At 69.7% G+C, this 26,487-nt stretch carries 20 protein-coding genes, 1 pseudogene and 1 riboswitch; of the genes and pseudogenes, 4 read left to right on the top strand and 17 right to left on the bottom strand.

The window, feature by feature from the left end; translation table 11 throughout:
- Window positions 1–52 precede the first annotated feature (52 nt).
- A complete protein-coding gene (locus P2Q00_RS06315) occupies window positions 53–1,954 on the top strand; it encodes an ABC transporter ATP-binding protein (RefSeq protein WP_439145893.1) in 1,902 nt (633 codons plus the stop codon).
- Here the strand turns inward: P2Q00_RS06315 and P2Q00_RS06320 are convergent.
- From P2Q00_RS06320 to P2Q00_RS06380, 13 genes are all read right to left on the bottom strand, one after another.
- Entirely contained in the window at window positions 1,948–3,297 is a 1,350-nt protein-coding gene (locus P2Q00_RS06320; protein ID WP_275770368.1) for a cation:proton antiporter, read from the bottom strand. The two genes, P2Q00_RS06315 and P2Q00_RS06320, sit on opposite strands and share 7 nt — an antisense overlap.
- A 33-nt stretch (window positions 3,298–3,330) precedes the next feature.
- On the bottom strand, window positions 3,331–4,587 hold the full coding sequence (gene dpgC, locus P2Q00_RS06325; RefSeq protein WP_275770370.1) for a (3,5-dihydroxyphenyl)acetyl-CoA 1,2-dioxygenase DpgC: 1,257 nt from the start codon (window positions 4,585–4,587) through the stop codon (window positions 3,331–3,333).
- Window positions 4,584–5,249: an enoyl-CoA-hydratase DpgB gene (gene dpgB / locus P2Q00_RS06330; protein ID WP_275770372.1), complete on the bottom strand. Its 666-nt coding sequence runs from the start codon at window positions 5,247–5,249 to the stop codon at window positions 4,584–4,586. The genes dpgC and dpgB overlap by 4 nt, the downstream gene beginning before the upstream one ends.
- A gap of 11 nt (window positions 5,250–5,260) precedes the next feature.
- On the bottom strand, window positions 5,261–6,421 hold the full coding sequence (gene dpgA, locus P2Q00_RS06335; protein WP_425579488.1) for a 3,5-dihydroxyphenylacetyl-CoA synthase DpgA: 1,161 nt from the start codon (window positions 6,419–6,421) through the stop codon (window positions 5,261–5,263).
- A gap of 86 nt (window positions 6,422–6,507) precedes the next feature.
- Window positions 6,508–8,943 carry an aminotransferase class I/II-fold pyridoxal phosphate-dependent enzyme gene (locus tag P2Q00_RS06340; RefSeq protein ID WP_275770374.1) on the bottom strand — a complete coding sequence of 812 codons (2,436 nt, stop codon included), beginning with the start codon at window positions 8,941–8,943 and terminating at the stop codon, window positions 6,508–6,510.
- Complete coding sequence (gene hppD, locus P2Q00_RS06345) at window positions 8,940–9,968, bottom strand: 4-hydroxyphenylpyruvate dioxygenase (RefSeq protein WP_275770376.1); 1,029 nt, start codon at window positions 9,966–9,968, stop codon at window positions 8,940–8,942. The genes P2Q00_RS06340 and hppD overlap by 4 nt, the downstream gene beginning before the upstream one ends.
- 102 nt (window positions 9,969–10,070) lie before the next feature.
- The gene (locus P2Q00_RS06350) at window positions 10,071–11,093 is read right to left on the bottom strand and encodes a ParB/RepB/Spo0J family partition protein (protein WP_275770378.1); all 1,023 of its coding nucleotides are present in this window, start codon (window positions 11,091–11,093) and stop codon (window positions 10,071–10,073) included.
- Window positions 11,094–11,506: 413 nt separating this feature from the next.
- Entirely contained in the window at window positions 11,507–11,917 is a 411-nt protein-coding gene (locus P2Q00_RS06355) for a cold-shock protein (RefSeq protein WP_275770738.1), read from the bottom strand.
- Window positions 11,918–11,962: 45 nt separating this feature from the next.
- Window positions 11,963–13,045, bottom strand: coding sequence for a prephenate dehydrogenase (locus tag P2Q00_RS06360; protein WP_275770379.1), 1,083 nt, complete (start codon window positions 13,043–13,045; stop codon window positions 11,963–11,965).
- Window positions 13,046–13,126: 81 nt separating this feature from the next.
- A complete protein-coding gene (locus P2Q00_RS06365) occupies window positions 13,127–13,624 on the bottom strand; it encodes a flavin reductase family protein (RefSeq protein ID WP_338059297.1) in 498 nt (165 codons plus the stop codon).
- A complete protein-coding gene (locus P2Q00_RS06370; RefSeq protein ID WP_275770742.1) occupies window positions 13,614–15,197 on the bottom strand; it encodes a tryptophan halogenase family protein in 1,584 nt (527 codons plus the stop codon). The genes P2Q00_RS06365 and P2Q00_RS06370 overlap by 11 nt, the downstream gene beginning before the upstream one ends.
- A gap of 48 nt (window positions 15,198–15,245) precedes the next feature.
- Entirely contained in the window at window positions 15,246–15,461 is a 216-nt protein-coding gene (locus tag P2Q00_RS06375) for an MbtH family protein (protein ID WP_275770380.1), read from the bottom strand.
- Between the two features lie 554 nt (window positions 15,462–16,015).
- Window positions 16,016–16,441, bottom strand: a complete 426-nt coding sequence (locus P2Q00_RS06380) for a polysaccharide deacetylase family protein (protein WP_275770382.1) — start codon at window positions 16,439–16,441, stop codon at window positions 16,016–16,018.
- A gap of 184 nt (window positions 16,442–16,625) precedes the next feature.
- A riboswitch (cobalamin riboswitch) is annotated at window positions 16,626–16,849 on the top strand.
- Between the two features lie 154 nt (window positions 16,850–17,003).
- Between P2Q00_RS06380 and metE the strand changes: the two genes are divergently transcribed.
- Complete coding sequence (gene metE / locus P2Q00_RS06385; protein WP_275770383.1) at window positions 17,004–19,316, top strand: 5-methyltetrahydropteroyltriglutamate--homocysteine S-methyltransferase; 2,313 nt, start codon at window positions 17,004–17,006, stop codon at window positions 19,314–19,316.
- A gap of 210 nt (window positions 19,317–19,526) precedes the next feature.
- On the opposite strand, the gene P2Q00_RS06390 is transcribed toward metE, so the two are convergent.
- Window positions 19,527–20,423 carry a LysR family transcriptional regulator gene (locus P2Q00_RS06390; protein ID WP_275770743.1) on the bottom strand — a complete coding sequence of 299 codons (897 nt, stop codon included), beginning with the start codon at window positions 20,421–20,423 and terminating at the stop codon, window positions 19,527–19,529.
- Between the two features lie 144 nt (window positions 20,424–20,567).
- On the opposite strand from P2Q00_RS06390, the gene P2Q00_RS06395 reads away from it, so the two are divergent.
- Together P2Q00_RS06395 and P2Q00_RS06400 are read left to right on the top strand one after the other, a co-directional pair.
- The gene (locus tag P2Q00_RS06395; protein WP_275770386.1) at window positions 20,568–21,302 is read left to right on the top strand and encodes a flavodoxin family protein; all 735 of its coding nucleotides are present in this window, start codon (window positions 20,568–20,570) and stop codon (window positions 21,300–21,302) included.
- Between the two features lie 366 nt (window positions 21,303–21,668).
- Window positions 21,669–22,499 (top strand): annotated as a pseudogene (locus P2Q00_RS06400) (D-alanyl-D-alanine carboxypeptidase family protein); the annotation flags it as partial.
- A gap of 83 nt (window positions 22,500–22,582) precedes the next feature.
- Here the strand turns inward: P2Q00_RS06400 and P2Q00_RS06405 are convergent.
- The 3 genes from P2Q00_RS06405 to P2Q00_RS06415 form a co-directional block, all read right to left on the bottom strand.
- A complete protein-coding gene (locus tag P2Q00_RS06405; RefSeq protein ID WP_338059298.1) occupies window positions 22,583–23,929 on the bottom strand; it encodes a glycosyltransferase 87 family protein in 1,347 nt (448 codons plus the stop codon).
- Window positions 23,926–25,320 carry a polyprenol phosphomannose-dependent alpha 1,6 mannosyltransferase MptB gene (mptB, locus tag P2Q00_RS06410; RefSeq protein WP_275770389.1) on the bottom strand — a complete coding sequence of 465 codons (1,395 nt, stop codon included), beginning with the start codon at window positions 25,318–25,320 and terminating at the stop codon, window positions 23,926–23,928. The genes P2Q00_RS06405 and mptB overlap by 4 nt, the downstream gene beginning before the upstream one ends.
- A 211-nt stretch (window positions 25,321–25,531) precedes the next feature.
- Window positions 25,532–26,470, bottom strand: a complete 939-nt coding sequence (locus P2Q00_RS06415; RefSeq protein ID WP_275770391.1) for a glutaminase — start codon at window positions 26,468–26,470, stop codon at window positions 25,532–25,534.
- Window positions 26,471–26,487: the final 17 nt, after the last annotated feature.

Genomic DNA, 26,487 nt, shown 5'->3' on the forward strand with positions numbered 1-26,487 from the left:
AGGCGGCACGGCACGGACCGGGACACCACTAGGCAGGGACAGGGACACGAGCATGGCGATGACTGGGCGCACGGCACCGAAACCGACCCGCCCGCGCGTTGAACGCGGAACGCTGAGGCGCATCCTCCCCTACGCCCGCCGATATCGCGGGCCCATGGCCCTGATGCTGCTCACCACCGCGGTGGACGCCGCCATCGCAGCGGCGAGCCCGATGATCCTCAAGTCGGTGATCGACGAGGGCATCGTGCCCCGGCGGCTGTCCGTCGTGGTGACGCTCTCCCTGGTCATCGCGGCACTGGCGCTCGTCGACACACTGGTCGTCTACGTCCAGACCTGGTTCTCCGGCCGGATAGGCGAGGGACTCGTCTACGACCTGCGCACCAAGGTCTACGGCCATGTCCAGCAGCAGCCGCTGGCCTTCTTCGCCCGTGCCCAGACCGGTGCGCTGATAAGCCGCCTCAACTCCGACATCGTCGGCGCTCAGCAGGCGCTCACCACCGTGCTGACCCAGACCTTCACCACTGTCCTGACCGTGACCTTCGTCCTGACCTCGATGTTCCTGCTGTCCTGGCAGATCGCCGTCGTCTCGGTGGTGACGATCCCGCTGTTCATCGTGGTTCCGGCGAGGTTCGTCGGCCGCAGGCTGAAGCAGCTCACCAGGGAGGTCATGCAGCTCAACGCGGAGATGAGCTCCATGATGAACGAACGGTTCAACGCCTCCGGGGCCATGCTCACCAAGCTCTACGGACAACCCGACACCGAGGCGGACGCGTTCGCCGCCCGGGCCGGCCAGGTGCGGGACGTCTCGGTCACCACCGCCGTCCACGGACGGCTGCTCTTCATCATCGCCACCCTGCTCACCACGCTGACCACGGCCGCGGTCTACGGCCTGGGCGGCCATCTCGCCATCGACGGCTCCCTGGAGATCGGCACCCTGGTGGCGATGGTCACCCTCCTGCTGCGCCTGTACGGCCCGGTCAACCAGCTGTCGAGCCTGTCGGTGAACGTCACCAAGGCACTGGTCAGCTTCAGCAGGGTGTTCGAGATCCTCGACCTCGAGCCGCTCATCACCGAACGCCCGGGAGCGACCGCGCTGCCTCGTCCGGGTTCGGCGGACGACCCCACGCCGGCCATCGAGTTCGACCGGGTCTGCTTCCGCTACCCCGCCGCCGAGGAGGTCTCCCTCGGCTCCCTCGAGTCGATCGCGCGCCGTATGCCCGAGCGGGCCCAGGAGGCGTGGACGCTGCAGTCCCTGAGTTTCACCGTTCCCGCGGGCACGCTCACCGCTCTGGTCGGACCCTCGGGCGCCGGCAAGACGACGATCTCCCAGCTGGTGTCGCGGCTCTACGACCCGAACTCCGGTGAGGTGCGCATCGCGGGGCAGGACCTGCGCGACGTCACCCTGGAGTCGCTGCGGACGACCGTCGGCGTCGTCACCCAGGACGCGCACCTCTTCCACGACACGATCCGGGCGAACCTCCTCTACGCACGCCCCGACGCGAGTGAGCGCGACCTGGAGGAGGCCTGCAGGGGCGCGCAGATCTGGGATGCGCTCGCCGGCCTGCCCGACGGTCTCGACACCGTCGTAGGAGATCGCGGGTACCGCCTCTCGGGCGGTGAAAGGCAGCGGATCGCCCTGGCCAGGCTGCTGTTGAAGGCTCCGGCCGTCGTCGTGCTGGACGAGGCCACGGCGCATCTCGACTCCGAGTCGGAGGCTGCCGTCCAACGTGCCCTCAAGACGGCTCTGGCCGACCGGACGTCGCTGGTGATCGCGCATCGGCTCTCCACCATCCGCGAGGCCGACCAGATCCTGGTGGTGGACGCGGGCCGGATCACCGAGCGCGGAACCCACGAAGAGCTGCTGGCCGGGCAGGGGCTCTACGCCGAGCTGTACCGCACCCAGTTCGCGCGGCAGGCCTCCGGCGCGGAGCCCGTCACCCAGGTCCCTCAGTAGCGGGAGGCCTCGCCCGCCCGTGGCTGCGGCTCCTCGTCGTGCCGCGCGCCGGCCTCTAGGCCCGCGGTCAGCCGCAGTTCCTCCTCGGCGGTGCACTCGACCCGCTTCATGGCGAGCCGCAGCAGCGGCGGCGCCATCACCGAGGTCACCACGGCGACCAGGACGACGATGGTGTACGTGTCGGTGTCCAGGACCCCCACCCGCAGGCCGACCGAGGCCACGATGACCTCGATGACGCCCCGGGCGTTCATTCCGGCCCCCAGGGCCAGAGCTTCCCACCGGCTGAGCCGGCTCAGCCGGGCGCCGAGGTAGGCGCCGGCGAACTTGCCCAGGATCGCTACGGTGAGGACGATCAGGGCCGCCGCGAGGACCGCCGGCTCCGCCAGTGCCCGCAGATCGATCCGCAGCCCGGCGGTGGCGAAGAAGACCGGGGCGAGGAAGGCCACCACGACCGTGCGCAGGGAGGCGGTGCGCGAGCGCTCGAACTCTCCGCTGGACCCGATGAGGGCACCGCAGACGAAGGCGCCGAAGACCGCCTCGAGACCGAGTGCCTGGGTGCCGGCGGCGGCGAGGAGGATCATCGCGACCGCGGCGGCGACCGTGTGGATCGCGGACCCCCCGCTCAGCCGCAGCGCCTGCCGCACCAGGGGACGGCCCACCACCACCGCGGCCAGGACGACGAGCAGCAGGGCGCCGATCGACACCACGACCTTGTGGGCGGTCAGTCCGCCGACGGCCATCGCTGAGACGACCGACAGCAGGAACCACCCGATGGCGTCATCGAAGGTGCCCGCGGCCAGGGTCAACTGACCGATGTTGCGGTGGATCAGGTTCATGTCGATCAGGGTCTTGGCGATGACGGGGATGGCGCTGACGCACATCGCGACGCCCATGAACAGTGCGAACACGGCACCGTCGGCTGTGCCGGTGTGCAGCAGCCTGGTCAGCGGATAGCCGAGGCCGACCCCGGCGAGGAAGGGGATGATCAGTCCCGCGAGACTGATCCGCACCGCGGTGGCGCGGCGGCGGCGCAGCATGCGCAGGTCCATCTCGATGCCGGTGAGTCCCACCAGCAGCAGTACGCCGAGCTGGCCGACCGCGTCGAGCAGATGCATCTGGTCGGGCCGGGACGGCAGCAGCCACCCGGTGACGCTCGGCGCCAGCCAGCCGAACAGTGACGGGCCGAGGAGGACGCCCGCGCTCAGTTCGCCGACGATGGCGGGCAGTCCGACCCTCGTTGCCGCCCGGCCCAGCAGGATGGCCAGGAGCAGCAGCAGGCCGACCTGGAGCAGGAAGACCAGTAGCTGGTGGGCGGGTATCGGCGGTACCGGGGCAGCAGTCAACACCTGGGCTCCTTGGGTTTCTTCTCGCCGCGTTCAGCGCGGCTGGACCCGCTTCTCGGCTGAGAAACGGCCGACCTTGTCGAGCACATCCGTGCTGTACATCCTCAGTGCCTGTTGCAGCGCGAATTCGGCCAGGTAGCGGCGGAACTCGTCCGGGGACTCCTCGGCCAGGTTCAGCATGTGCCGGTTGGCGGTCACCGCCGGCCCCCGCATGCGCTCCAGGCTCCGCTCGACGGCACGGTCCAGCCGGTCCGGCTCGTGGACCTCGTCGACCAGCAGCGCGGCGGCCGGCTCGTCCGCCCGGATCCGGCGGCCCCCGAGGATGATCTGCCGGGCGAGGCGGGGCCCGGCGTGCCGGGTGAGCCGGAGGTTGGCGGCGCCGGGAACGATTCCCTCCGCTGCGGCCGGGAGGCTGAAGTAGGCGTCGGAGGCGGCCAGCACATGGTCGAAGACGAGCAGCAGCTGGGCGCCGCCGCCGATGGCGAACGTGTCCACGGCGGCCACCCAGGGTTTTGCGAGCGTAGGGGTGCGCCAGCTCGCGCCGTCCTCGACGAGCACTCCCCGCTGGAGCTTGTGGATGTAGCCGAGTTCGCGGCGCAGCAGGAAGTCGACCAGGGAGATGCCGCCGGCGTGCAGGGCCTTGAGATTGATGCCTGCGCTGAACACCCGTTTTCCCCGGTACCGGGGATGGGTCATCACACCCCCGCGCAGCAGTCCGACCTCCACGCCCGGGTCGAGGAGTGCCAGGTCGACCGCGGTCTCCATGTCGTCCACCTGCCGGTCGTCCTCGGCGTTCAGGCAGTCGTCGCGGCACATGGTGAGCCGCGCCGCACCGCCGCGCCGCTCCAGCCGCACGGAACCGAGGTCGACGTCTCCGGTCGCGAGGAAGTCGGGCAGCAGGCTCAGGGCCCTCGGAGTCGGCCGCAGCATCGCATCGAGCAGATGAGGTCCCGCCGACGGTGACCGCAGCACGTGGCGGAAGAAGATGCCCTGGTCGATCTCGTGGCCGTCCTTGTCCGCCTGTGGCAGGGCCCGTTCGCGGGCGAGTTGCTCGCGGGTGGGTACGAGCCCGGGAAACGCCGTGGCGGCAGCTTGCGCCAGCTCTGCCAGCCGCAGGCCACGGGAACGGCCTGCGGTGAGTTCGTCGTAGACGGCATCCGTGTGGGCCGCCATGAAGGCCGAGCGCAGCGCCCGTGCGTCTTCGGTGGCCGCCACGCCGCCGCCGTGCCGGGCGACCTCGGCGAGCGTCAGCCGGGCCTGCGCCAGCTCCACCGGCATGCGTACGGTCATGACGCCGTACCGGCCGACGTGTGGCGCAACACCCGGTCGCAGGCCGCCAGATGCACGCCCAGGGCCTCCTCGAAGCTCGTGGTGTGCGCCTCGATCAGCAGCTGCCGTCGGATGGCCAGCTCCGGACCGTCCAGCGCGCCGCCCCGTTCGGCTGCCGCGGTCAGCGCTTTGGCCGTGTCGTCCGTCAACTCGTCGACGAGGTGCAGCTGCAGCGCCTCCTGCGCCTCGATCGGGGTGCCGAAGAGCGCCGCCCGGCGTACCGCGGCGGCGCGCGCCGCCTGGCGGGCCAGCCGGTACAGCGCCATGCCCGGCCAGGTGGCACCTGCCGCCAGCGGCACCATGAGGCGTACCGAGGCGGTCGCGATCCGGTAGTCCGTGGTCAGCAGCGCCTCCAGGGCGACGCCTCCGCAATCGCCCTCGGCGACGGCGACCGTGCTCGACGGAAGGCGTTCCAGCCGGCGCAGCGCCCTTTCCCACTTACTGACCAGAGACACGGTCAGCCCGCCGGCGCCCGGCGCCTGGGGGGCACCGGACACGTGCACGATCACCCTGCCGTGCCCGCCCAGGTCCTCGGCCGTGTCGCAGACGGCGACGACCGCCGCGACGGTCTCGGCCGACAGGGGGCGGGTTCCGTCTATCCGCAGGACCAGCTCGTCGTTCATCCGCTCCCCCGTCACCATTGGACCAGCGCCGTCTCGATGGTCGAGCCGGGTCCCATCGTCATCAGAACGCCGTAGTCGCCGGGGACGGCGACCCGTTCCTGCAGCAGCCGCTCGTAGGAGAACAGGAACGAGCCGCTGGACAGGTTGCCGAAGTCGCGCAGCACCCCGCTGGTGTGGCGCACATCGTGCCTGGTGAGGCCCAGGTTCACCCGGACCGCGTCGATGACCTTCTTGCCGCCGGAATGCACCAGCCAGTGCCTGATGTCGCTGCGCCGCAGGCCCGTGGCGGCCAGCAGGCGGCCGACGACCGACTCCGCGTGCGCCCCGACCACGTAGGGGATGTCCGGATCGAGGTAGAAGCTGAACTTGCCCTGCGCGTCGTCCCAGTCGTAACGCATGGCGCCCACCGCGTCGGTGATGAGGTGGCTGGCGAACGACAGCACGCGCGGGCCGCTCGCCACGGCCGGCCTGCCGTCGCGGCCGTACGGCCCGTCGGTGGCGGCGGGTGCTTCGGCCACCAGCGCGACGGCGGCGGCACCGTCGCCGAAGAGACTGTTCACCACCGCGGTGCGCATCGACGCGTCCATGACGTACGCCGCCGAGCAGGCCTCCGCGCACAGCATGACCGCGACCTGTCCCGGGTGTGCCGCGGCCCAGCCGGCGACCGGATTGAGGGCGTTGAGGCCCGCGTTGCAGCCCATGCCCACGACGTCCACGCGGCTGCAGCCGGGGTCGATGCCCATCTCCCGGATGAGCAGCGCACTCAGGCCGGGGGTGAGGAATCCGGTGGTGGTCACGCAGCACAGATAGGCGATGTCGGCGAGTTCGATCCCGGCGTTCCGCAGGCAGCTGCGTACCGCCCGCGCGCCCATGTCGAGGGCGACCTTCTTGTGTTTGGCGAGCAGTTCTCCCTGCGTCTCCTGGACGCGGGTGCCGTCCTCGTCCCGAGGGGGCAGCGAGAGGAAGCGCCGCTCTATCGCGCTGTTGAGGAAGAGCGACCGGACCCTGTGGTCGGTGATCCGGAAGGTGTCGAGCAGTTCTCGCTGGGTGTACGAATGCTCGGTGACGGCCGTGCCGACGCCCATGATCCTGGGGACGTTCGGGGTGTCCCTGCGCTGGGACACCGGCGGTTCGATCAGCAGGGGGCGTACCGGGCTCAGACTGACGGTCATCGGAAAGTCCACCCCCACATACGGCACTTACTGCGGACAAGGGGCACTGCTGTGAGCATGCCGATCCACCTTCCGGTGCGTAGTGGTCAGTGCCGGGGCCCTGACTCGGAGATGACGAACTGCGCGAGCCGCGCGATTCCCTCCGCGATCTCGTCCTGGGTCAGATAACTGACGGACAGCCGGAGCGTGTGCTCTCCGCCGCCCTGCGGATAGAAGTAGGACATCGGCGTCCAGATGACGCCGAACTCCTCCGCCGAGCGTGTGAGCGCCGCGTTGTCCGCGCGGAAGGGAACGTTCAGGGTCAGGAAGAAGCCGCCGGTGGGCTTGTTCCAGCGAACAGATGCGGCCGTCGGGTCCTCGGGCGGGAAGCACTTCTCGAGTTGCTCGAGGGTGGCCTGCATCGCCCGCCCGTAGTACGCCGCCGTCTCTTTGTTGAGTTCGGAGGTGTGTCCCCCGGACGCGAGCAGCATGCCGGCCACGGCGGCCTGGCTCAGGGGTGAGGTGTTCACCGTCACCATGCTCTTGATCTTGGTGAGTTCGTCGGCCAGCAGGCCGGTGGCACCCGTCCCGTCGACGACCTGCTGGTCCGCGACGGCGAAGCCGACGCGGGCGCCGGGGAAGAGGGACTTGGAGAAGGAGCCGAGGTGAACGACGCGACGCCGGGTGTCGAGGGACTTGAGCGTCGGCAGCTGCCGTCCGGGGCTGACCAGCCGGTAGGGGCTGTCCTCCAGGATCAGGATGTCCTCACGGGCCGCCAGTTCGAGCAGCGCGTGGCGTGCCTGGAGGGGCATGGTCGCCCCCGAGGGGTTCGCATGGTCGGGCACCGTGTAGAACACACGGGGGCGGCGCCCCCGCAGCCGTTCCGCCCGGATCGCCGCCTCGAGATCGGCGCAGTCGAACCCGTCTTCCCGCTCCTCGACCGCGGTCGGTTCGATGTCGAGCAGCCTGGCGGCACCCGTGATGCCCACATAGCAGGGGCTGGAGACGAGCAGGACGTCGTCGGGTCCGGGGATCAGCGCCCGGAGCGCCAGGAACATCGCCTCCTGGCAGCCGACGGTGACCACGATGGCTTCCGGCGGCACTTGGATGTCCTCGTCCTTGCGCAGCGAGTCGGCGATCAGCTCCCGGATCCGGCCGCTGGTCGGTCCGTACTGGAAGAGCGCGTCGCGGATCTGCTCGGGCGTGCTTCCCGACTCGGCCAGGTGATCGAGGTAGCGGCGTATGTGGGTGAAGATCTGCTCGGTTTCGAAGAAGCCGTCGTAGGGGCGGCCCGGAGCGAAGGAGATCGCCTTCGGGTAGCGGTGGGTGATCTCGTTGAGGAAGGTCATCGTGTCGAGTACGGGATCGGAGACACTGCCGTGCAGTTCCTCCTTCCGCACCTCGCAGGGGCCTGCGGCTGCGGGGATCGCGGCCGTCGCGGGGCGTTCCGAAGGCGCCGGAGGCCGTTCGCCCGTATGCACCAGATCGGGTCCCGTGTCCGCGGCCGAGCGGGTGCCGCTGAGCGTCATGGCGTCCGCCAACTCGCCGATGAGGATGCCCAGTACGCGGGCCACACCCTCCGTCCCCTCCACGGCCAGCCCGTGCAGCACCGGACGCCCCACGAGGACGGCGTCGGCACCCAGGGCCAGCGAGGCCAGCACGTCCCGCCCACGGCGGATCCCTCCGTCGAGGAGCACCGGGCAGGCGCCCGCAACTGCCGCCGCGATCTCCGGCAGGGCCTCCAGGCTGGCCGTCGCGCCGTCCAGCTGCCGGCCGCCGTGGTTGGACACGACGAGCCCGTCCACCCCCGACTCGACGGCCCTTTCGGCGTCCGTGCCGGTCAGGACTCCCTTGAGCAGGATCGGCAGGGAGCTGACCGAGCGCAGCCACTCGACCACCGACCAGTCGAGGGCGGGATCGAACTCCGCCCGGGCGTGAGCGCCGGGAGAGGAGAAGTCGGCGAAGGGGAGGTTGGCGGGGCTGATCCCCGGGGGCAACCGGAAGTCGTTGCGCAGATCGCGCAGTCGGCGACCCAGGACGGGGGCGTCCACCGTCAGTACCAGTGCCTCGAAGCCGGCCGACTCCGCGCGGGCGATCAGATCCCGGGTCACCGACCGGTCCCGGAAGCAGTACACCTGAAGCCACAGCGGCGAAGAGGCGGCCGCGGCGATGTCCTCGAAGGCCCGCCCGGCGAAGGTGCTCACCACGAGCGGGACACCGGCCGACCCCGCGCCCCGTGCTGTGGCGACCTCGCCGTCCGGGTGGGCCAGGCCGTGGTAGGCCATCGGCGCGACGGCCACCGGCGCCGCCCAGGTGCGGCCGAGGATCGAGGTGTCGGTGGACGGCCGGACGGCACCGGCGAGAACGCGCGGCCGCAGCCAGGCCCGGTCGAAGGCCGCCAGGTTCGCCTGGAGCGTCCGCTCCTCACCCGCACCCCCGGCCAGGAAGTCCCAGATGTCGGCCGCCATACCGGCGCGCGCCAGGGATGCGTAGTCGGCAAGGGTGAGTGCGGCCCGCGCGGCGCGAGAGCCGCCGCCGCTCACGTGGCGGCCAGCCGGTCGCGCTCCACCGCTTCGTACAGCGCCCTGATGTTCGCGCTGCCGAATCCTCGGGAGCCCTGGCGCTGGATGAGCTCGTAGAAGAGCGTGTTGCGCTCGTACGGGGACCGGCTGAACAGCTGCAGAAGGTAACCCCATTCGTCGCGATCGGCGAGCACGTGCGCCGCCCGCAGCCCCGTGATCTCCTCCCGCATGTCGGCGAACCTCTCGGCGAGCATGTCGTAGTACGTCGAGGGGGTGCTCAGGAACTCCACACCGCGGCCCCGGAGTTCGCTCACTGCCGGGATGATGTCGTCGACCAGGAACGCCAGGTGCTGTACGCCCGGACCGCCGTTCCTGTCGAGGAAGGCGTCGAGTTGGCCCGGGCTCTTCGCGGGGTCCGGAGCAACCAGGGTGAAGGTGATGCGCCCGGATGCGCTGCGGACGACGATCGAATCCATGCCCTGCTCGCCGGTGTCGACATATTCGGACGAGTAGCGGGAGAGCCCGAAGGCGTCGCCGTAGTAGTCCGCATACTCCGACAGACTGCCGCCCTCCAGACAGACGGCGACGTGGTCGAGCAGGCGGATCCGGCCGGCCGGCCGGGTCGACGCTCCCGGGAGGGCGGCCCAGGTACGGCCGCCCGGCAGCCTCGCCCCCGGACCGTCGCCACCGCCGTCGGGCAGCAGCGTATGGGAGACACCGCCGAATCCCTGCACGATCGGATTTCCCTGAATCGTCCCTGCCAGCCGGCCACCCGCCGCCTCCACGGCATTGCATGTCTTGGTGACGTCGTCACAAGTCAGGGCGATGTCAGCGACCCCGTCCCCGTGCTGGTCCAGAAATTTCCATGTGCCTGGACCCGAGGTGACAAGAAGCTGCACATCGCCCTGACGCAGCAGAACGGAACTCCTGTCCGCGCCCACGGAATCCGCTACCCGCGCGAATCCCAGAGAGGACACGAAATAGTCGGCCATGGCCTGCTTGTCCCGTGCATACAACTCGACGTACTCGATTTCTCGCACAGCCATGGAGATACCTCCTGCAGAACGGCCAGCGGATATGTAATTCACTATGCCGCGGCGCCCTGCAGTCCAACAAGATTCTGCGTTGCACGCTCCAGCAGCGGACGTTCAGCCGCTCACTGGTCCACGAGTTGCGGACTGCACACGTTCATCCAGTTCCTGCGCGAATCCCCGCCATGTCTCGGCATATTGCCGGGCGAGATGCACGACCAGTTCTCCGCAATGCGGCGGAACCACCGCAGCCAATTCAGAGCACGCCCGCATACCGATCGCATTCTGTTGCAGAAGGCGCAGGAGCTGCCGGCCGTCCTGCTTGTGCCGCAGGGACGGATCTCGCAGCAGTTTTTCGAGGACCGAATCGGGGTTCGGTTGGCCCAGCCGCACCTGGACGGCGCCGCGGGCGCGGGCGTGTTCGGGCGACGGCCCGGCGTCCTCGCTGTCCTCGGCCGCGCTGAGCGCCGCCGGCAGCGGCGACTCGCCGGACACCAGCCGCCTACGGACGTCACTGACCGTCGCCGGCGATATCCCCGCGAGGCGTGCCACCTCGCGCAGTGACGCCTGCGGTCGCTCCGCCAGCACGTCGGCTGCCCGGCGTCGGCCTTCGACGCTGTTCAGCGGCCGGACTTTGCCGTCCCTGCCGATGCGGGCGTTCAACTGCGGCGTCGCGTCACTTGAACGGCGACGCACGGCCGCCACCGCCTTGGCTCCCAGTCCTGCGGCCCGCGCGATCGCCCGGTCGGACATGTGCGGGTGCGACTGGATGATCCTCGCGGCCGCGGCTCGTCGCTCGACCAGCGACAGCGGTAGTCCGTGCGTCACATTGGCTTCGACCGCCCGAAGGAACGCGTCCTCCGCGGTGCCGTCGAAGAACTGGACGTCGATCGTCTCCTGCCCCCTCGACAGGGCGGCAAGAATACGGTGCATTCCATCGATGACCTGCATGGTGCCCCGATTGACCAGGACAGCCGGTAACGGCGTCTCAATCTCGGCCAACCGTGCGACGTGCTCTCTGTCCTGCCCTTCTAAGCGCGGAGATTCACCGGGCAGCAACAATGCAATCGGAACTGCCACAACATCCGCGACCTTGCCGTTGTTTTCATGCTCGCGCGATTCGGCGTACAGCAGACTCATTCCATCCCCCGCCGGATTGGATTCGTACTGGATTTGGAACCGCCGGCACGCGACTCGAGCCAGCGGTTCCAAGATCTTCGTTCCATCCGCAGTTACTGCTCAGTTACCTCGCGTGCGACACCACGAACACCCCGCTGCCAGCGTTCTCACCAGCACCAGGTGTCCTATTCTTGTCGCTCGCGTTCGAACTGTCGTTGTGCCGCCGGTAAAGGCCGCCCCAAGAAGTTCATTGCGAGGATATGACCCGGACCGCGTCCTGGATCTCTGACCAGGCGAAAGCGGAACTCCGCCGCTCAAGCGATTCACCTGAGATGATCACGCGAGCCCCGATAAGACATTGCTGATCAGGCCACACCGCGGCCGTGTCGGCGCAATCCTCCGGCGATGGCGTTCCGGCCAAGAGGAGCGCGGGCTCAGCCTTCGACCCAGCCGTGGCTCTTTCCGAACTGGACCAGGGCACTGCGGACTTGGAGGATCTGCTGTGCCGTCAGGGACTGCACGGACTCCAGGAGAACTTCTGTCATCTCCCTGGAGTACTCCTCCGCGCTGAGCACATCGCACATGCCGTCGCCCCCCTCAGCCGGACGCGGCTGGGCCGGCACCACCGGGGGCGCCTCCACTCCGGGAGCCAGCCGGACACCCGACGCCTTGAGGCCCCGGTCTCCTTCCTCGACGTCGAATTCGACCCCGAGCCCTGCACGCACATATGACTCAGGAATCAAAAGGTCGTTCACATGCAGAAAAACGTCTTCCCCACCGGATTCAGGGGCGATGAACCCATAACCCCGAACTCCGTCGAACCTCACCACACGACCGACAGCCACACCAACCCCCAGCATCGTCGAACCATCAACACCAACAATCGACCGTCACTGTAACCGCCAGCCCCGCCCCCGGAGCGTCTCCCCCAGAGCGGCGGAACCGCCCTGGGACACACTCACTCTCACCACACCTGTCGGCTGGCCGGTCGAATGCTCCAGATGTACGTCCTCTATGTTCACGCCGGCGCGACTGGCATCCATGAACAGCTTGGCCAGTTCTCCGGGTTGATCACCGATCAGTACCCCGACCTCTTCGTACCTCGTCGGGCGGGACCCGTGTTTACCAGGGATACGGGCACGTCCCGTCCTCCCTCTCCGCAGCAGGCTCTCGACGGTGCGTGCGCCGCCGCTGCGCTTGTGCTCGTCCGTCGCGGCCATCGCGCGCAGGCCCGCGACCGCGTGGTCGAGGTCCGCCGCCAGTTCGTCGAGCAGGTCCGCCACCACTGCGGCGTTGGCGCTCAGAATGTCCACCCACAGCTGTGTCTCGGCGGCTGCGATCCGTGTGACGTCACGGATGCCCGGCCCGGCCAGCCGGACGGCCCGTTCGTCGGCGTGCTCCAACCGCATCGCCACCAGGCTCGCCACGAGATGGGGCATGTGCGACACGAGCCCCACCGCCCTGTCGTGCACGCCGGCCTCGATCACGGTCGGCACGGCATTGCACAACGCGACGAGTTCGAGCGCCATGTTGAGCGTGTCCGTGTCCGTGTCAGCGGTCGGGGTGAGCGCCCAGACACGTCCTTCGAAAAGATCCGCCCGCGCTGCCAGCGGGCCCGCGCGTTCCGCTCCGGCCATCGGATGGCCGCCGATGTAACGCCGGGTGTCGCAGTCGAGGGCGATGATGTCGTGCAGCGGCCCTCCTTTCACGCTGGCGACGTCGGTGTAGTGCCGCGCCGTCCCCTCTTTCTGGGCATCGGCCAGCACGGGTCCGACCAACCCCGGCGGGACGGCCACGATCGCCAGATCCACCGTGCCCGCCGGCTGCGCCATGGTTCCGGCGCCCAGGGCCGCCGCGGTGCGCACAGCGGCCGGGTCGCTGTCCCGGAGGTACACCTCCACGTCTCGCGCGCTGAGCGCCAGCGCCACAGATGTGCCGATCAGCCCTGTGCCGATCACAACGGCCGTGTGCATAACGGGCGACATCCATTCCGTGAGGGCGCCTGGCGGACGGTGCAGAGGCACACCAGGGACGAGCAGGCACCCGGCGTTCGGTCATCGACGTGCTGCCGGCGCCGTCTGCGACCACTCGTTGTAGCGCCGGAAGCCGTACAGCAGGGCACTTTCCCGCCGGAAGCGCTCGACGGAGCGCACCGCCCCGACGACGATCACATGGTCCCCGGCAGGATGGGCACGGTCGACGGTGCACTCCGCGATGGCGTGTGCCGCGTCGACGAGGGCCGGACTGCGTGTGTGGCGGGACGGCCGCCACGTCACCCGGTCGAACCGGTCCGGCGCCCCCGAGGCGAACAGCGCGGCCACCCACTCCGCCTCACCGTGCAGCAGATTCACCGCGAATGCACCGCTGTCGACGACCGCCCGCAGAGTCGGGCTCTCGGTACGAAGGCAGATGAGCAGGGACGGCGGATTCACGCTGAGGCTGCAGAGTGCGGAACACGTCATGCCACAGGGCGACATACCGCGTTCCTGGGCCGTGACCACTGATACACCCGTCGGGAACGACGACATCATGTCGCGAAAGTCACTGTCCATCTCTCATCTTCTTGAAGTACTCGTTTTGCGTCGGCAGTTTCTGCACCAGCGTGCGAGCCTTGTCCCGGATCGACTGGAATTCGGCCAGCGCAGCCTTCTCGTCGACCAGGTCGAGAGCAGGCGAGGGCTTGACCTTGATTCCGCCCGTGCCGAGCAGGATGCAGTTGTACGAGTAGGGCGGCAGACCGTGATAGCGCGGGTACACCGTGCCGCTGTCCGGAACCTTGCTCTCCCACAGTTCGAGGCGTTCGGCCAGCGTGTCGGGGACGACCCTGGTGTTGGTGTCCCGCCAGTACTGGTTGTCCTGCCGCTTCGCCCCGCGGTAGTGCAGGACGAGGAACTCCCGCACCCCGTCCATGACGTTCATGACCGCGTTGTTGTACTGCTCGCGCAGCGAGGAGTCCCAGTCCGCCGCGGGGTAGTACTTGACGAGCTGCTCGATCGCGTAGTGGATGAAGAAGATTCCGGTCGACTCGAGCGGTTCGACGAAGCCGCTGGAGAGTCCGATGGCCACGCAGTTGTTCACCCAGGACCGTCGGCTGCGTCCGATCCGCATCCTGATGTGGTTGGCGGTCGCGTCGTCCGCTGCGGGGCCCACAAACTCACGGAGAGTGCGCTCGGCGTCTTCCGGCTCGAGGTACTCGCTTGAGTAGACGTACCCGGTGCCTATTCGGCTGATCAGCGGAATGGTCCAGATCCATCCGGCGTCCTGGGCCGTGGCCGTGGTGCAGGGCCGGATCGGTTCCTTGTCCATGTCGAGCGGTACTTGCAGCGCGACCGCGCTGTCGTTGGGCAGGGTGTCCTGGTAGGACTCGAACGGCTCGCCCAGCGCCTTGTTGAGCAGCAGCGCCCGGAACCCGGTGCAGTCGATGAAGAGGTCGCCGCCGAGCCGGCCGTGCTCGGCGGTCTCGACGTGCGACACCCAGCCACGTTCGTCGAGCCCGACGTCCAGCACATTGTCGACCACGTGCCTGACACCGCGGAGCGTGGCGTACTTCGTCAGATACTTGGCCAGCAGGTGCGCCTCGAAGTGGTACGCGTACGGAAACTGCGCGCCTTGATACTCGGCGATCGTGGACGGGTTTTCCTCCTGCTCCACGAATTCCTGCTCCAGCAGCCCGCCGTTGAGATACCGCGGGCTGCGCCCGGCGTCGCACAGCGAGGCCATGACGAAGCAGTCGACGTCGAAGCGACTGGTTGTGGGATAGCGCAGCCACCAGTCGGTGAGGGGAAATCCCTTGACCGACTGCAGCTGCTCGAACGGGTGGTAGAAATGGTGACCCGGCTCGCGCCAGTTCTCGAATCGGACGGCCAGCTTGTACGTGGCGTTGCACGCAGGCATCCAGTCGCGTTCGGCCAGGCCGAGGAACTCGAAGAAATGCCTGATATCGCTGAACGTGGCTTCTCCCACGCCGATCGTGCCGACGTCTGCGGATTCCACCAACGTGATCTTCACCCGGTCACCGAAAGCGGCGGTCAGGTACGCAGCCGTCATCCAACCCGCCGTACCACCACCGACGATGACGATATTCTCCACTGCGGTTGTGCCACCCTGCCCACTTGAAGCAGACATCATCGCTTCCCCACTCCAATCCACAGACACCGGCAGGTCGGGGCGCACTCAGGTCCGATTCTGCTCCATGGCACGAATCAGGCTCTTCGGCCGCAGGTCGGTCCAGTTCGTCTCGATGTAGTCGAGGCATTCCTGGCGCCCTGCCTCGCCGAATACGGTTTCCCATCCCTCGGGCACATCGGCGAAGACCGGCCAGAGCGAGTGCTGACCCTCATCATTGACAAGGACCAGATAGTTGCTGTCGGGATCTTCGAACGGGTTCATGGCCTGTAGTCCTTTCCAGGATTGAGCACCCAGACCTGCCGAAGCATCGCAACTTCTCACTGGAACTGTCCAACAAGGCCGCTCTTCGCGATAAATCGTCGAGCAGGGAGGGCCGTTAACGCATTCGCTTCGGGTTCGGATCCGATGTGCCGGCCGGCACTCTCAAGACAGAGCGCACCTCTGCGGGCCGGTGCCGTTCAACCGGCGCAGCGCAGCAGTTGAACGGCAGGACGGCAGTTGTTGCGTCGCAAGGCCGTCGTATCGGCCGACGGTTGGGGGGTGGTCAGTCGCGCCGGATACCGGCTCCCCGGGCATGCGGACACGAACTGCCAGGCGTGCTCCTGGAAATCGACGCGACCCCGGTCACCTGCCACTCCGAGAAGGAACGCGCGGCTCTCAACCACAGCCTCTGCCGGCAAACGCCCCCGACAGTTTCGCGGGCCGCCGACATTGCGGTCAACCGGCCGGTGCACCAGATGCTGGAGCGGCCATGTCCTCAGCAAAGATCCCTGCCGGGCTTCGCTGTTGGGGGTGTCGGTCGGCGTGGCGGCCGGTCAGAGAGTGGCGCGCAGATGGCTGACGGTGACGAAGTGGAATCCGCGGGCGGTCAGCGTGCGCGGGATCTGCGGGACGGCCGCGACCGAGGTCGGGTGGATGTCGTGCATGAGGACGACGTCGTTGCGCTTCGCCTTGTCGATGACGGTCTGGGCGAAAAGGGTGGGCGCCTCGCCGGTGGCGGCCTTGATTGCGGCGGTGGTGCGGGCCGGCGCGGCCGGTCCGTCGTCGAAGGTCAGCGCGATGCACCGCACCCGTTTACAGTCGGTGTCGTCGTCGCCGGAGGCGGTGTGGGTGGGGACGACCGGCGTGGGGATCTGCGTCGCGCCCAGGTCGAGCGAGCCGCCGGGCGTCACGGTCTGCTGCTGGACGCGCTTGCCGAACGCGGACAGCCACAGGCCGACCGTCTTCTTGGCGAGGGTCACCAGGTAGGTCCCGACAATCCGGCCCAGCTGTGAGACGCCCCACAAGACGCTCGGTGCGTGCCATGGGTGCTGGCATCGGTGGTGGCTTGCCGGTCGCCTGCCAGCGCCTCACACGGCAGCGTGGCCCGTGGCCCACAACGTCCGAATATCACGCGGAACCCCGCGCCCTGCCGCCTGTTCCCATAAGCTGACCGGTGCAGCTGGTTCGCCCCGTCCGCCAGGCGGGATGCGTCGCAAGAGGGAACCCGGTGGAAATCCGGGACTGCCCCGCAGCGGTGAGCGGGAACGACCGCCGTCATACGCACTGGACCCGACGATCAGGGTCCGGGAAGCGACGGCCAGTAGGTGTCCTCCGGTCAGGAGGGTGTGCCCGCGAGTCCGAAGACCTGCCAACTGCCCGCGTGCGGACGACTCGTGCGCGGACATCCCGGTGACCTCGAGGGCGGGTCGGCGTACACATCGGACGGGTGGTCGCGTACGACCTCTCCCGTCCGATCCGTCACCCTTCGCGCTCTCGTCCCGTCCCGGGATCTCAGGGATTCATCTCGCGAAGGAGATCTCCGTGACCACCAGGACCGCGGCAGCACGGGCGACCGTGTACGGCTACCCGCGCCAGGGCCCGAACCGTGATCTGAAGAAGGCGATCGAGGCCTACTGGAAGGGCCGCGTCAGCGCCGCCGCCCTCCGCACCACCGCCGCCGAACTGCGCCACGCCAACTGGAAGCAGCTCGCCGAGGCCGGCATCCACGAAGTGCCCAGCGGCGACTTCTCGTTCTACGACCATGTCCTCGACACCACCGTCATGGTCGGCGCGATCCCCGCGCGCCACCGTGACGCAGTCGAAGCGGACGCCCTGGACGGCTACTTCGCCATGGCGCGCGGTACGCAGGACGTGGCGCCGCTGGAGATGACCAAGTGGTTCGACACCAACTACCACTACCTCGTACCCGAGTTGGGCCCGGACATCGTCTTCACGGCCGACTCGACCAAGCAGGTAGCCGAGCTGAAGGAGGCGCTCGCCCTGGGCCTGACCGCACGCCCCGTCCTCGTCGGCCCGGTCACCTACCTCCTGCTCGCCAAGCCCGCCCTGGGCGTGCCCGACGACTTCGACCCGCTCACCCTCCTCGACCGGCTGCTGCCGGTGTACGCCGAGGTCCTCGCCGACCTGAGCGCGGCGGGCGCGGAATGGGTGCAGCTGGACGAGCCCGCTCTGGTCCAGGACCGGACCCCGGCCGAGCTCAGTGCGACCGCACGTGCCTACCGCGGCCTCGGCGCCCTCGCCGACCGGCCGAAGCTATTGATCGCCTCGTATTTCGGCCGGCTCGGCGACGCGCTGCCGGTGCTGGCCAAGGCCCCCGTCGACGGTCTCGCCCTGGACTTCACGGAGGCAGCGGCCGCCAACCTGGACGCGCTCGCCGCCGTGGGCGGACTGCCCGGCAAACGCCTGGTCGCGGGCGTGGTCAACGGCCGCAATATCTGGGTGAACGACCTGTCGGCCTCCCTCGCAACGCTCGGCACCCTGCTGGGACTGGCCGACCGCGTCGACGTGGCCGCCTCCTGCTCCCTGCTCCATGTGCCCCTCGACTCCACCGCCGAGCGCGACATCGAACCGCAGATCCTGCGCTGGCTCGCCTTCGCCCGGCAGAAGACGGCCGAGATCGTCACCCTCGCCAAGGGACTGGCCCAGGGCACCGACACCATCAGTGCCGAACTCTCCGCCAACCGCGCCGACCTGGCTTCCCGCGCGAGCTCTCCGATCACGCACGACCGCGCCGTGCGCGCCCGCGCCGCCGCCGTGACACAGGCCGATGCCTGCCGCTCGCAGCCGTACGCCGAACGGGCCACCGCCCAACGCGCCCATCTGCAGCTGCCGTTGCTGCCGACCACCACCATCGGATCCTTCCCGCAGACCGGCGAACTGCGCACCGCCCGCGCCGACTTGAGGGCGGGACGCATCGACACAGCCCGCTACGAGGAGCGCATCAGGGCCGAGATCCAGGAAGTGATCGCCTTCCAGGAGAAGGCCGGACTGGATGTCCTGGTGCACGGCGAGGCCGAACGCAGCGACATGGTGCAGTACTTCGCCGAGCAGCTGACGGGCTACCTGGCCACGCGGCACGGCTGGGTGCAGTCCTACGGCACCCGTTACGTCCGCCCGCCGATCCTGGCCGGCGACATCTCCCGGCCCGAACCGATGACGGTGCGCTGGACGACATACGCCCAGTCCCTCACTCCACGCCCGGTCAAGGGCATGCTCACAGGGCCGGTCACCATGCTCGCCTGGTCCTTCGTCCGCAACGACCAGCCGCTCGCGGACACCGCCCGGCAGGTCGCCCTCGCCCTGCGGGACGAGGTCGACGACCTGGAGGCGACGGGGGCTTCGGTCATCCAGGTCGATGAACCCGCGCTGCGCGAGACACTGCCGCTGCGCGACGCCGACCGGTCCACGTACCTGGCCTGGGCCACCGAGGCGTTCCGGCTCACCACGTCCGCCGTACGACCGGACACCCAGATCCACACGCACATGTGCTACGCCGAGTTCGGCGACATCGTTCAGGCGATCGACGACCTCGACGCGGACGTCATCAGCCTGGAGGCAGCCCGCTCCCACATGCAGGTCGCCCGCGAACTCGCGTCCCACGGCTACCCCCGCGAGGCGGGACCGGGCGTGTACGACATCCACTCCCCGCGTGTGCCGAGCACAGAGGAGGCCGCCGACCTGCTCCGTACCGGCCTCAAGGCCATCCCCGCCGAGCGGCTGTGGGTCAACCCCGACTGCGGGCTGAAGACCCGCGGCTGGCCCGAGACCCGCGCCTCTGTGGAGAATCTGGTAGCCGCCGCCCGCACGATCCGTGAGGAACTCTCCACGTCCTGACGGCAGGCCCCGTCGGCCGGGGGAGGAAGCACCTTGCCGTCCTCCCCCGGCCTGGCATCGAGCATCACCACATGCTCCTGCCGGGACAGGGCGGTTGACGCTGAGGATCATGTTGTTGCGGATCGGTCACGGCCTGCCCGGCGCCCGGTCTCCGCGTCTCCGTCGCCGGCCATGACAGGCCGAGTTCGACCACTTCACGATGCACACCGCTCAGTGATCGGTGGAGAGCAGCTCTGCCGAGGCGTTCAGCAGCAGGTCGCGCAGTGCCGTGGCAGTGTCCGACGGCTCGGTGGGGGTGAGGACGACCTGGTCGGCGGTGGTGGAAGGGCCGGTGAGGGGGATGATGCGCAGACCGGGCGGCTGATGGTCGAGTGCGGATTCGACGGTGATGCCGATCCCCGTTCCCGCAGCGACATGAGCGGCGATGGCGTGCACGCTGTCGGCGGTTCTGATGATGCGCAGATCGGCTCCGCCGATGTGGAAGGCGGCCAGGAGCCGGTCGCAGAGACCGCTGTTGATCTGGTGGGGCCAGGTGAGCAGGGCGGTCGTGGACAGTTCGGAGGCGGTCAGCTCGGCGTGACCGGCGAGAGGGTGGGCCTCGGGGACCAGCGCCATGAACCGCTCGGTGGACAGCACCCGCGCCGTCACACCGCTGATGCCGTCGGTCGCCCAGCCGATGCCCAGCCCGATCGTCTCCGCCCGCAGGGCGGGGAGCTGGGCTGTGGTCGGCATGGCCTCCGGCACGATCGTCACGTCGGGGAAACGCTCGCGCAGTTGCGGCAGGCAGCGCAACAGCAGCTGGTGGCCGGTGTATTCGGCATGGGCGACGACGAGGGTGGTGCGGGCCTGGTCGCCGGCGGCCAGGGAGCGTCCGCGCTGCTGGAAGCGGCGCAGCTGGGCCAGGGTGGCGCGGGCGTCGGGCAGCAGCGCTTCGCCGAGCTCGGTGAGTGACACCTTGCGGCTGGTGCGGTGGAAAAGCCGCCCGCCCAGGGTGTTCTCCAGCCGTCTGACGGCGTCACTGACGGTGGGCTGTCCCCGGTGCAGGCGCGCGGCGGCGCGGCCGAAGTGAAGCTCTTCCGCGACCGCGACGAATGCTTCCAGTTCCATCCTGTCCACCGGGCCAGGCTAACGCGATCGATCGGCGTGACCGATCGCTGCGTGCCGAAGTTCGGCGTTGATGCCGTGCCGTACGCAGGTTGTGATGGCTGGGCAAGCAGGGATCACCCCACGACGGGAAGCAGTGAAGTACGCATGAATGTCATTGAAGTTGAACGTGAGCACGATGCACCGACGGTCACGGTGACGGTGGTCTACCACTCGGTGCACGGGCACACCCGGATCCTGGCCGAGCACCTCGCCGACGGGGCGCGGCTGGTGCCGGGCGCCCAGGTGCATCTCGTCGAGATCCGACCCGAGGACGTCACCGCGGGCCGCTGGCACGAGGCGGAGGTGCTGGCGCTGCTCGAGCGCTCCGATGCGATCGTCCTCGGCTGCCCGACGCTGATGGGCAGCGTTTCGGCGGTGTTCAAGGCGTTCATGGAGGCGGCGTTCACGCCGTTCACTACACAGGCATGGAAGGACAAACTGGCCGGCGGATTCACCATGTCCGCCTCGCAGAGCGGCGACAAGCTGGCGGTCCTGGAGCAGCTGGCGGTCTTCGCCGCGCAGATGGGCATGCAGTGGATCGGCGTGGGCGACATGCCGGGCAACAACTGGAGCGGCGGCGCCCGCGACGATGTGAACCGACTGGGCTCGTGGCTGGGCCTCATGAGCCAGAGCCACGCCGACCAGGGGCCGGAGCACGCCGGATCGCACGGCGACCGGATCACCGCGGAGCGGTACGGCGAACGGATCGCCCGGCTGACTCAGCGCTGGGTCAACGCCGTGCCGTACGGCACCTCCCGGATGACCGAACACGAGGCCCGCGCCCTGTCGGCCTCCCTCAGGAAGACGGACGACGCACCGCCGGCCCTGACCGGCGCCTGACCTCGCAGATCGCCCGGCACCGGCGTCAGCTGCCCGGCCAGGCAAGCCGTGAGGTCCGTACGAAGCACGAAGGAGAGTACCGACTGGTCGCGTTCCTCCAAGGCCGGCCCCGGACTGCCGGTGAAACCGGGCCGAGTTCGGACGGTCGTGCCACCCGTTTCATCCCGGCCGCACCATTCAGAGCTCCGTTCGTCTCCGCGGGGAGAAGATCGTGAGCGACGCTCCGTGTGTACACCCAGGCCGCCACCGCCACAAACGACTGTCCTGCGGGATCAGTCCCCCCGGCACTGCGGCATCCGGGTGCTACCGCCCCGTCTCCGGCCCGGTCACCGTCCCGTACGCCAGGTCGATTCCTACGTTGATCGTATGATCACCCACTTCTCATTCCGGACAGTCGTCACCACCTGCGCGCTCTGTGCGGCCGGCGTCCTGGCGTTCACGCCGATCGCCGTCGCCGCCGACGCGGAGCCCACCCCGCCCGGTGTGCCGCGGGCGGTGGTGCCGGAGCCGTCGTTTCTGTATCGCGAGGGGACTCAGGTGCGGGACCGTCGCGGGGTGCCCCGGGTTCCGGACCTGTCCGCGTTGTCCTGGCTGGTGGCCGACGCCCGGAGCGGCGATGTGCTGGCCGCGCACGACGCGCATCGCCGGCTGCCGCCCGCCAGCACGCTCAAGACGCTGTTCGCGCTGACCGTGCTGCCCGCCCTGCCGGCGGGCATCCGGCACACGGTGACGGAGGAGGAGTTGGCGGACGTCGCCGACGGCAGCAGCCTGGTCGGGGTCGCCGAGGGCAGGACGTACCGGATTGCCGATCTGTGGCGCGGGGTCTTCCTCAACTCCGGCAACGACGCCGTGCATGTGCTGGCCTCGCTGAACGGCGGCTGGCAGGCGACGGCCGAGCAGATGCAGGCCAGGGCCCGCTCGCTCGGCGCCCTCGACACGCAGGTGCGGTCGCCCGATGGGTACGACACGCCGGGCCAGGTGTCCTCGGCGTACGACCTGGCGGTGTTCGGCCGGGCGGGGCTGCGCAACCCGGATTTCGCGCGGTACTGCGGTACGGCCGTGGCGAGGTTCCCGGGCGGGGGCGGCTGGTCGTACGGCATCCGGAACACCAATCGGCTGCTGACGGGGGCGGACGGTGTGGAGCCGTACCCGGGGCTGATCGGTGTCAAGAACGGCTACACCAGCAACGCCGGCAACACGCTCGTCGCCGCCGCCCGGCGGGGCGGGCGCACGCTGGTGGTCACGGTGATGAACCCTCAGGCGGGCGGTGGATTCGCCGTCTACGAGGAGGCGCGCGAACTGCTCGACTGGGGGTTCGAGGCCGCCGGGCGGGTCGAGCCGGTGGGCTCGCTGGACGGGCTGCGGGCCGGGCCGCGGCCGGGGCCGCACGCCACGCCCGTGGCCGTCGCGCCGGACGGCGGGTCGGGGTGGCCGACGGCGGGCGTCATCTCGGGTGCCGTCGTGCTCGGCGTGGGGGCGGTGGCACTGGTGCTGCGCGGCAAGGGAGGGCTGTCGGCGCGGAGTTGACCCACCGGCAGCCACAGCAGCAGCCCCAGGGTGATCCAGGTGTAGATGTTGCTGCCAAGGAAGCCGTCCACGCCGGACGCGTCGTGGAACCAGAGCCACACCACGCTGGTGCACAGCACCGTGTAGAGGGCACCCGCCACGCGCGGGTGCCCGGCGCGGATCAGTACGGCGAAGGACGGCAGCAGCCATACCAGGTGGTGCACCCAGGTGATGGGGCTGACGAGGCAGGCGGTCAGGCCGGTGAGGGCGAAGGCGGCCGGCCAGTCCGCCGCCGCGACCGCCTGGAGGGTCCGCCACGTCCAGATGCCGAGGACCACCAGAACCGCCAAGGCCCAGACTTTACGGTCGGAGTCGCCGAGCCTGGCCAGGATGCCCTGCAGCGACTGGTTGGAGACGTAGTCGAGGCGGCCCACCCGGCTCGTGTCCCACAGGGCCTCGGTCCAGTAGAAGCGTGAGGCGCCCGGGTCCACCCAGGCGGCGAACGCAGTCGCCCCGGCGGTGACCGCCGTCGCGACGGCGGCGGCGCGCCATCGGCGGGCGAGCAGGAGCAGGCCGATAAAGACCGCCGGGGTCAGTTTGATCGCGGCGGCCAGGCCGATGCCGACGCCCGCCCGGCGCTCCCGTCCGGTGGTCAGCAGCCGTGCGTCGGTGAGCACGAGCGCCAGCAGCAGGAGGTTGACCTGGCCGAAGCTGAAGGTGTCGCGGAGCGGTTCGAACAGGGCGAGCAGGCACGCACCCAGGGCGCAGCCGAACCAGCCGTAGCGGCGCCATGCGCCCTCGGTCAGGATGTGCAGGATCCACGCCAGGGCCGCCAGGTTGAGCAGCAGGGAGCCGGCGATCGCGGTGCGCAGGCCGACGAGGGCCATGGGCAGCATGCTGACGGCGGCGAACGGCGGGTAGGTGAAGCCGTAGGCCGTGCCAGGCACCTGGTAGTCGTAGATCCGTCCGCCGTGGTGGATCCAGCTGTTGACGGCGCCGTAGTAGACGCGCAGGTCGAACCAGTCGCGCAGCAGCGGCACGGTCGCAGTGAAGGCGGTGACGGCTGCGGCGAGGGCGAGGACCAGGAGCAGTCGGCCGCGGTCGGTGCGGGGCAGGGTCATGCGGTTTCTCCCAGCGCGGGTGCGTGGGCCGCCTGGTGGACCTGCCACAGGACGACCACGGCCAGTGCGCCGCCGGAGACGGCCAGCATCAACTGCCCGCTGTCGACGGGGCCGCCGCTCGGCAGCGTGGCGAGCGCGAGCACTCCTGTCACGGCGGCCACCCGGTGGCGTACCGAGGTGGTGGGTGCCGCGGCGGCGATGAGGAACAGGCCCCACAGGGCGTACCAGGGGCGGATCGCCGGGCCGAAGGCGGCCACGGCGGCGAGGCTCAGGCCCAGTGCGTAGACCGGGCGGGGGCGCAGCCGCCACCATATGGCCGCTATGACGAGCGCTGTGATCGCAAGGCCGAGCAGGTGCCACGCGGGGAGAGCGAAAGGCGCGAGGTCGCTGCCGATGTGTTCCAGCATGGCTCCGGTGGCGCGGCCGAGGAGGCTGGTCAGCGCCCAGTTGTGCGGCGAGACGGGGGTGTCGAGGGCGCCGATCCAGCCGTATCCGGTGCCGGCGAGGGCCGTTGCGGCGACGGTGGTGGCCGCGGCGGCCGCGGCGGTGGACAGTACGGCCTTCGCCGGACGGCGCCCGGCGCGTACCTGGAGGACGACGACCGCGGCGAGCCCGAGCACGGCGGGCGCCTTGACCAGCGCGGCGAGTGTGACCAGTACGGCGCCCAGGACCGGCCACCGGCCCAGCGCCGCCACCAGGCCGACACCGAGCAGGCCGAGCATGATGGCGTCGTTGTGGGCGCCGGCGACCAGGTGGAGCAGGACGAGCGGGTTGAGGGCACCGAGCCAGAGCGCGGCGGCCGGGTCGGCGCCACTGTGCCGGGCGAGCCGGGGCAGCGCGGCCGCCATCAGCGCCACGCCGAGCAGCGCGACCAGCCGCATCCCGACCAGTCCGGCGGGGAGTTCGCCGCGAGTCAGGCCGGACAGCGCGGAGGCCACGGCGAGGAACACCGGCCCGTACGGGGCGCCGGTGTGCTGCCACAGCGGGGCGACCTCGTCTGCAAGGGGGCCGCCGAGCTGGTCCGGCCCGTGTGCGTAGACGTCCATGTGGGCGTCGACCATGGCGCCCTGGGCGAGGTAGCTGTAGACGTCCCGGCTGAACAGCGGCGGGGCCAGGAGCAGGGGGGCCGCCCAGACGGCGAGCACCAGCAGCAGCTCGCGCGGGGTCGGCGCATCGGCGCTGCGCACCAGCCGCCCGAGCAGCACCCAGGCGGCTATCAGCAGTACGACGCCGAAGTACACGCCGACCAGACCCAGGGCCGCGCGGGCGCCTGCCGGGGCCAGAAGATCCCGTACGGGCAGGGCACCGGCCGTCTCACCTCCCAGCGCGAGGAAGGCGGTGCCGGCCAGGCCGAGGGCCTGACAGCGGCGGAGATCGACGGGGAAAGCCATGGCCAACACTCGGGAAGCGTGTCAACGCCGGGTGGCCGGAAATTGACGCGCCGCCTTACGGGCGGGGGCCCTCATGTGACCGGCGCGTGATCGCACGGCCGCAGCGGTGATTTCCTCGCCAGGGTCCACAGCATGGAGATGTACTGGGCGATGTCCTACGAAGTCCACGGCTCCGTCGCGGCCCGCCCAGGCCCCGCACCGAGCCCCCGGTTCAGAACACCGACAGGCCGGTCAGGGTCGTGAAGCGGTCCAGCGCCGCGACGCCCGCCACCGAGTTGCCGCGCTCGTCGAGCCCCGGGCTCCACACGCACAGCGTGCAGCGGCCGGGGACGACCGCGATGATGCCGCCGCCGACGCCGCTCTTGCCGGGCAGGCCGACGCGGTAGGCGAACTCGCCCGCCGCGTCATACGTCCCGCAGGTCAGCATCACCGCGTTGACCTGCTTGGCCTGGCTCTGGGTGAGCAGCCGGCTGCCGTCGGCGCGGATGCCGTGGCGGGCCAGGAAGCCGGTGGCGAGGGCGAGGTCGGCGCAGGACGCGGTGAGGGAGCACTGGCGGAAGTACTGGTCGAGGAGTACCGGGATCGGGTTGTCGATGTTGCCGTAGGACGCCATGAAATGGGCGAGCGCGGCATTGCGGTCGCCGTGGGCGGACTCGGAGGCGGCGACGTCCTTGTCGAAGTCCAGGGCCGGGTTGCCGCTCTCGGTGCGCAGGAAGGTCAGCAGTTCGCCCGCCGCGTCTGAGGTACGGGTCTGCAGGCGGTCGGTGACGACGAGGGCGCCCGCGTTGATGAACGGGTTGCGCGGGATGCCGTTCTCGTACTCCAGCTGGATCAGGGAGTTGAACGGGTTGCCGGAGGGTTCGCGGCCCACGTGCTCCCACAGCTCGTCGCCCTCGCGGGCCAGGTCGAGGGCGAGGGTGAAGACCTTGGTGAGGGACTGCGTGGAGAACGGCCGGCGCCAGTCCCCCACGCCGTACACCGTGCCGTCCAGTTCCGCGACCGCCATGCCGAAGCGGCGGGGGTCGCAGGCGGCGAGTGCCGGGATGTAGTCGGCGGGGCGGCCGCGGCCGGGGGTGCGCTCGATCTCCTCGGCGATGCGCTCCAGGACCGGTTGGAAGGCGAAGGACGACGTCGTTGTCATGATCACCATTGTGCCTCCGGGTCGGT

This window comes from Streptomyces coacervatus, assembly GCF_029223485.1.
Taxonomy (GTDB): Bacteria; Actinomycetota; Actinomycetes; order Streptomycetales; family Streptomycetaceae; genus Streptomyces; species Streptomyces coacervatus.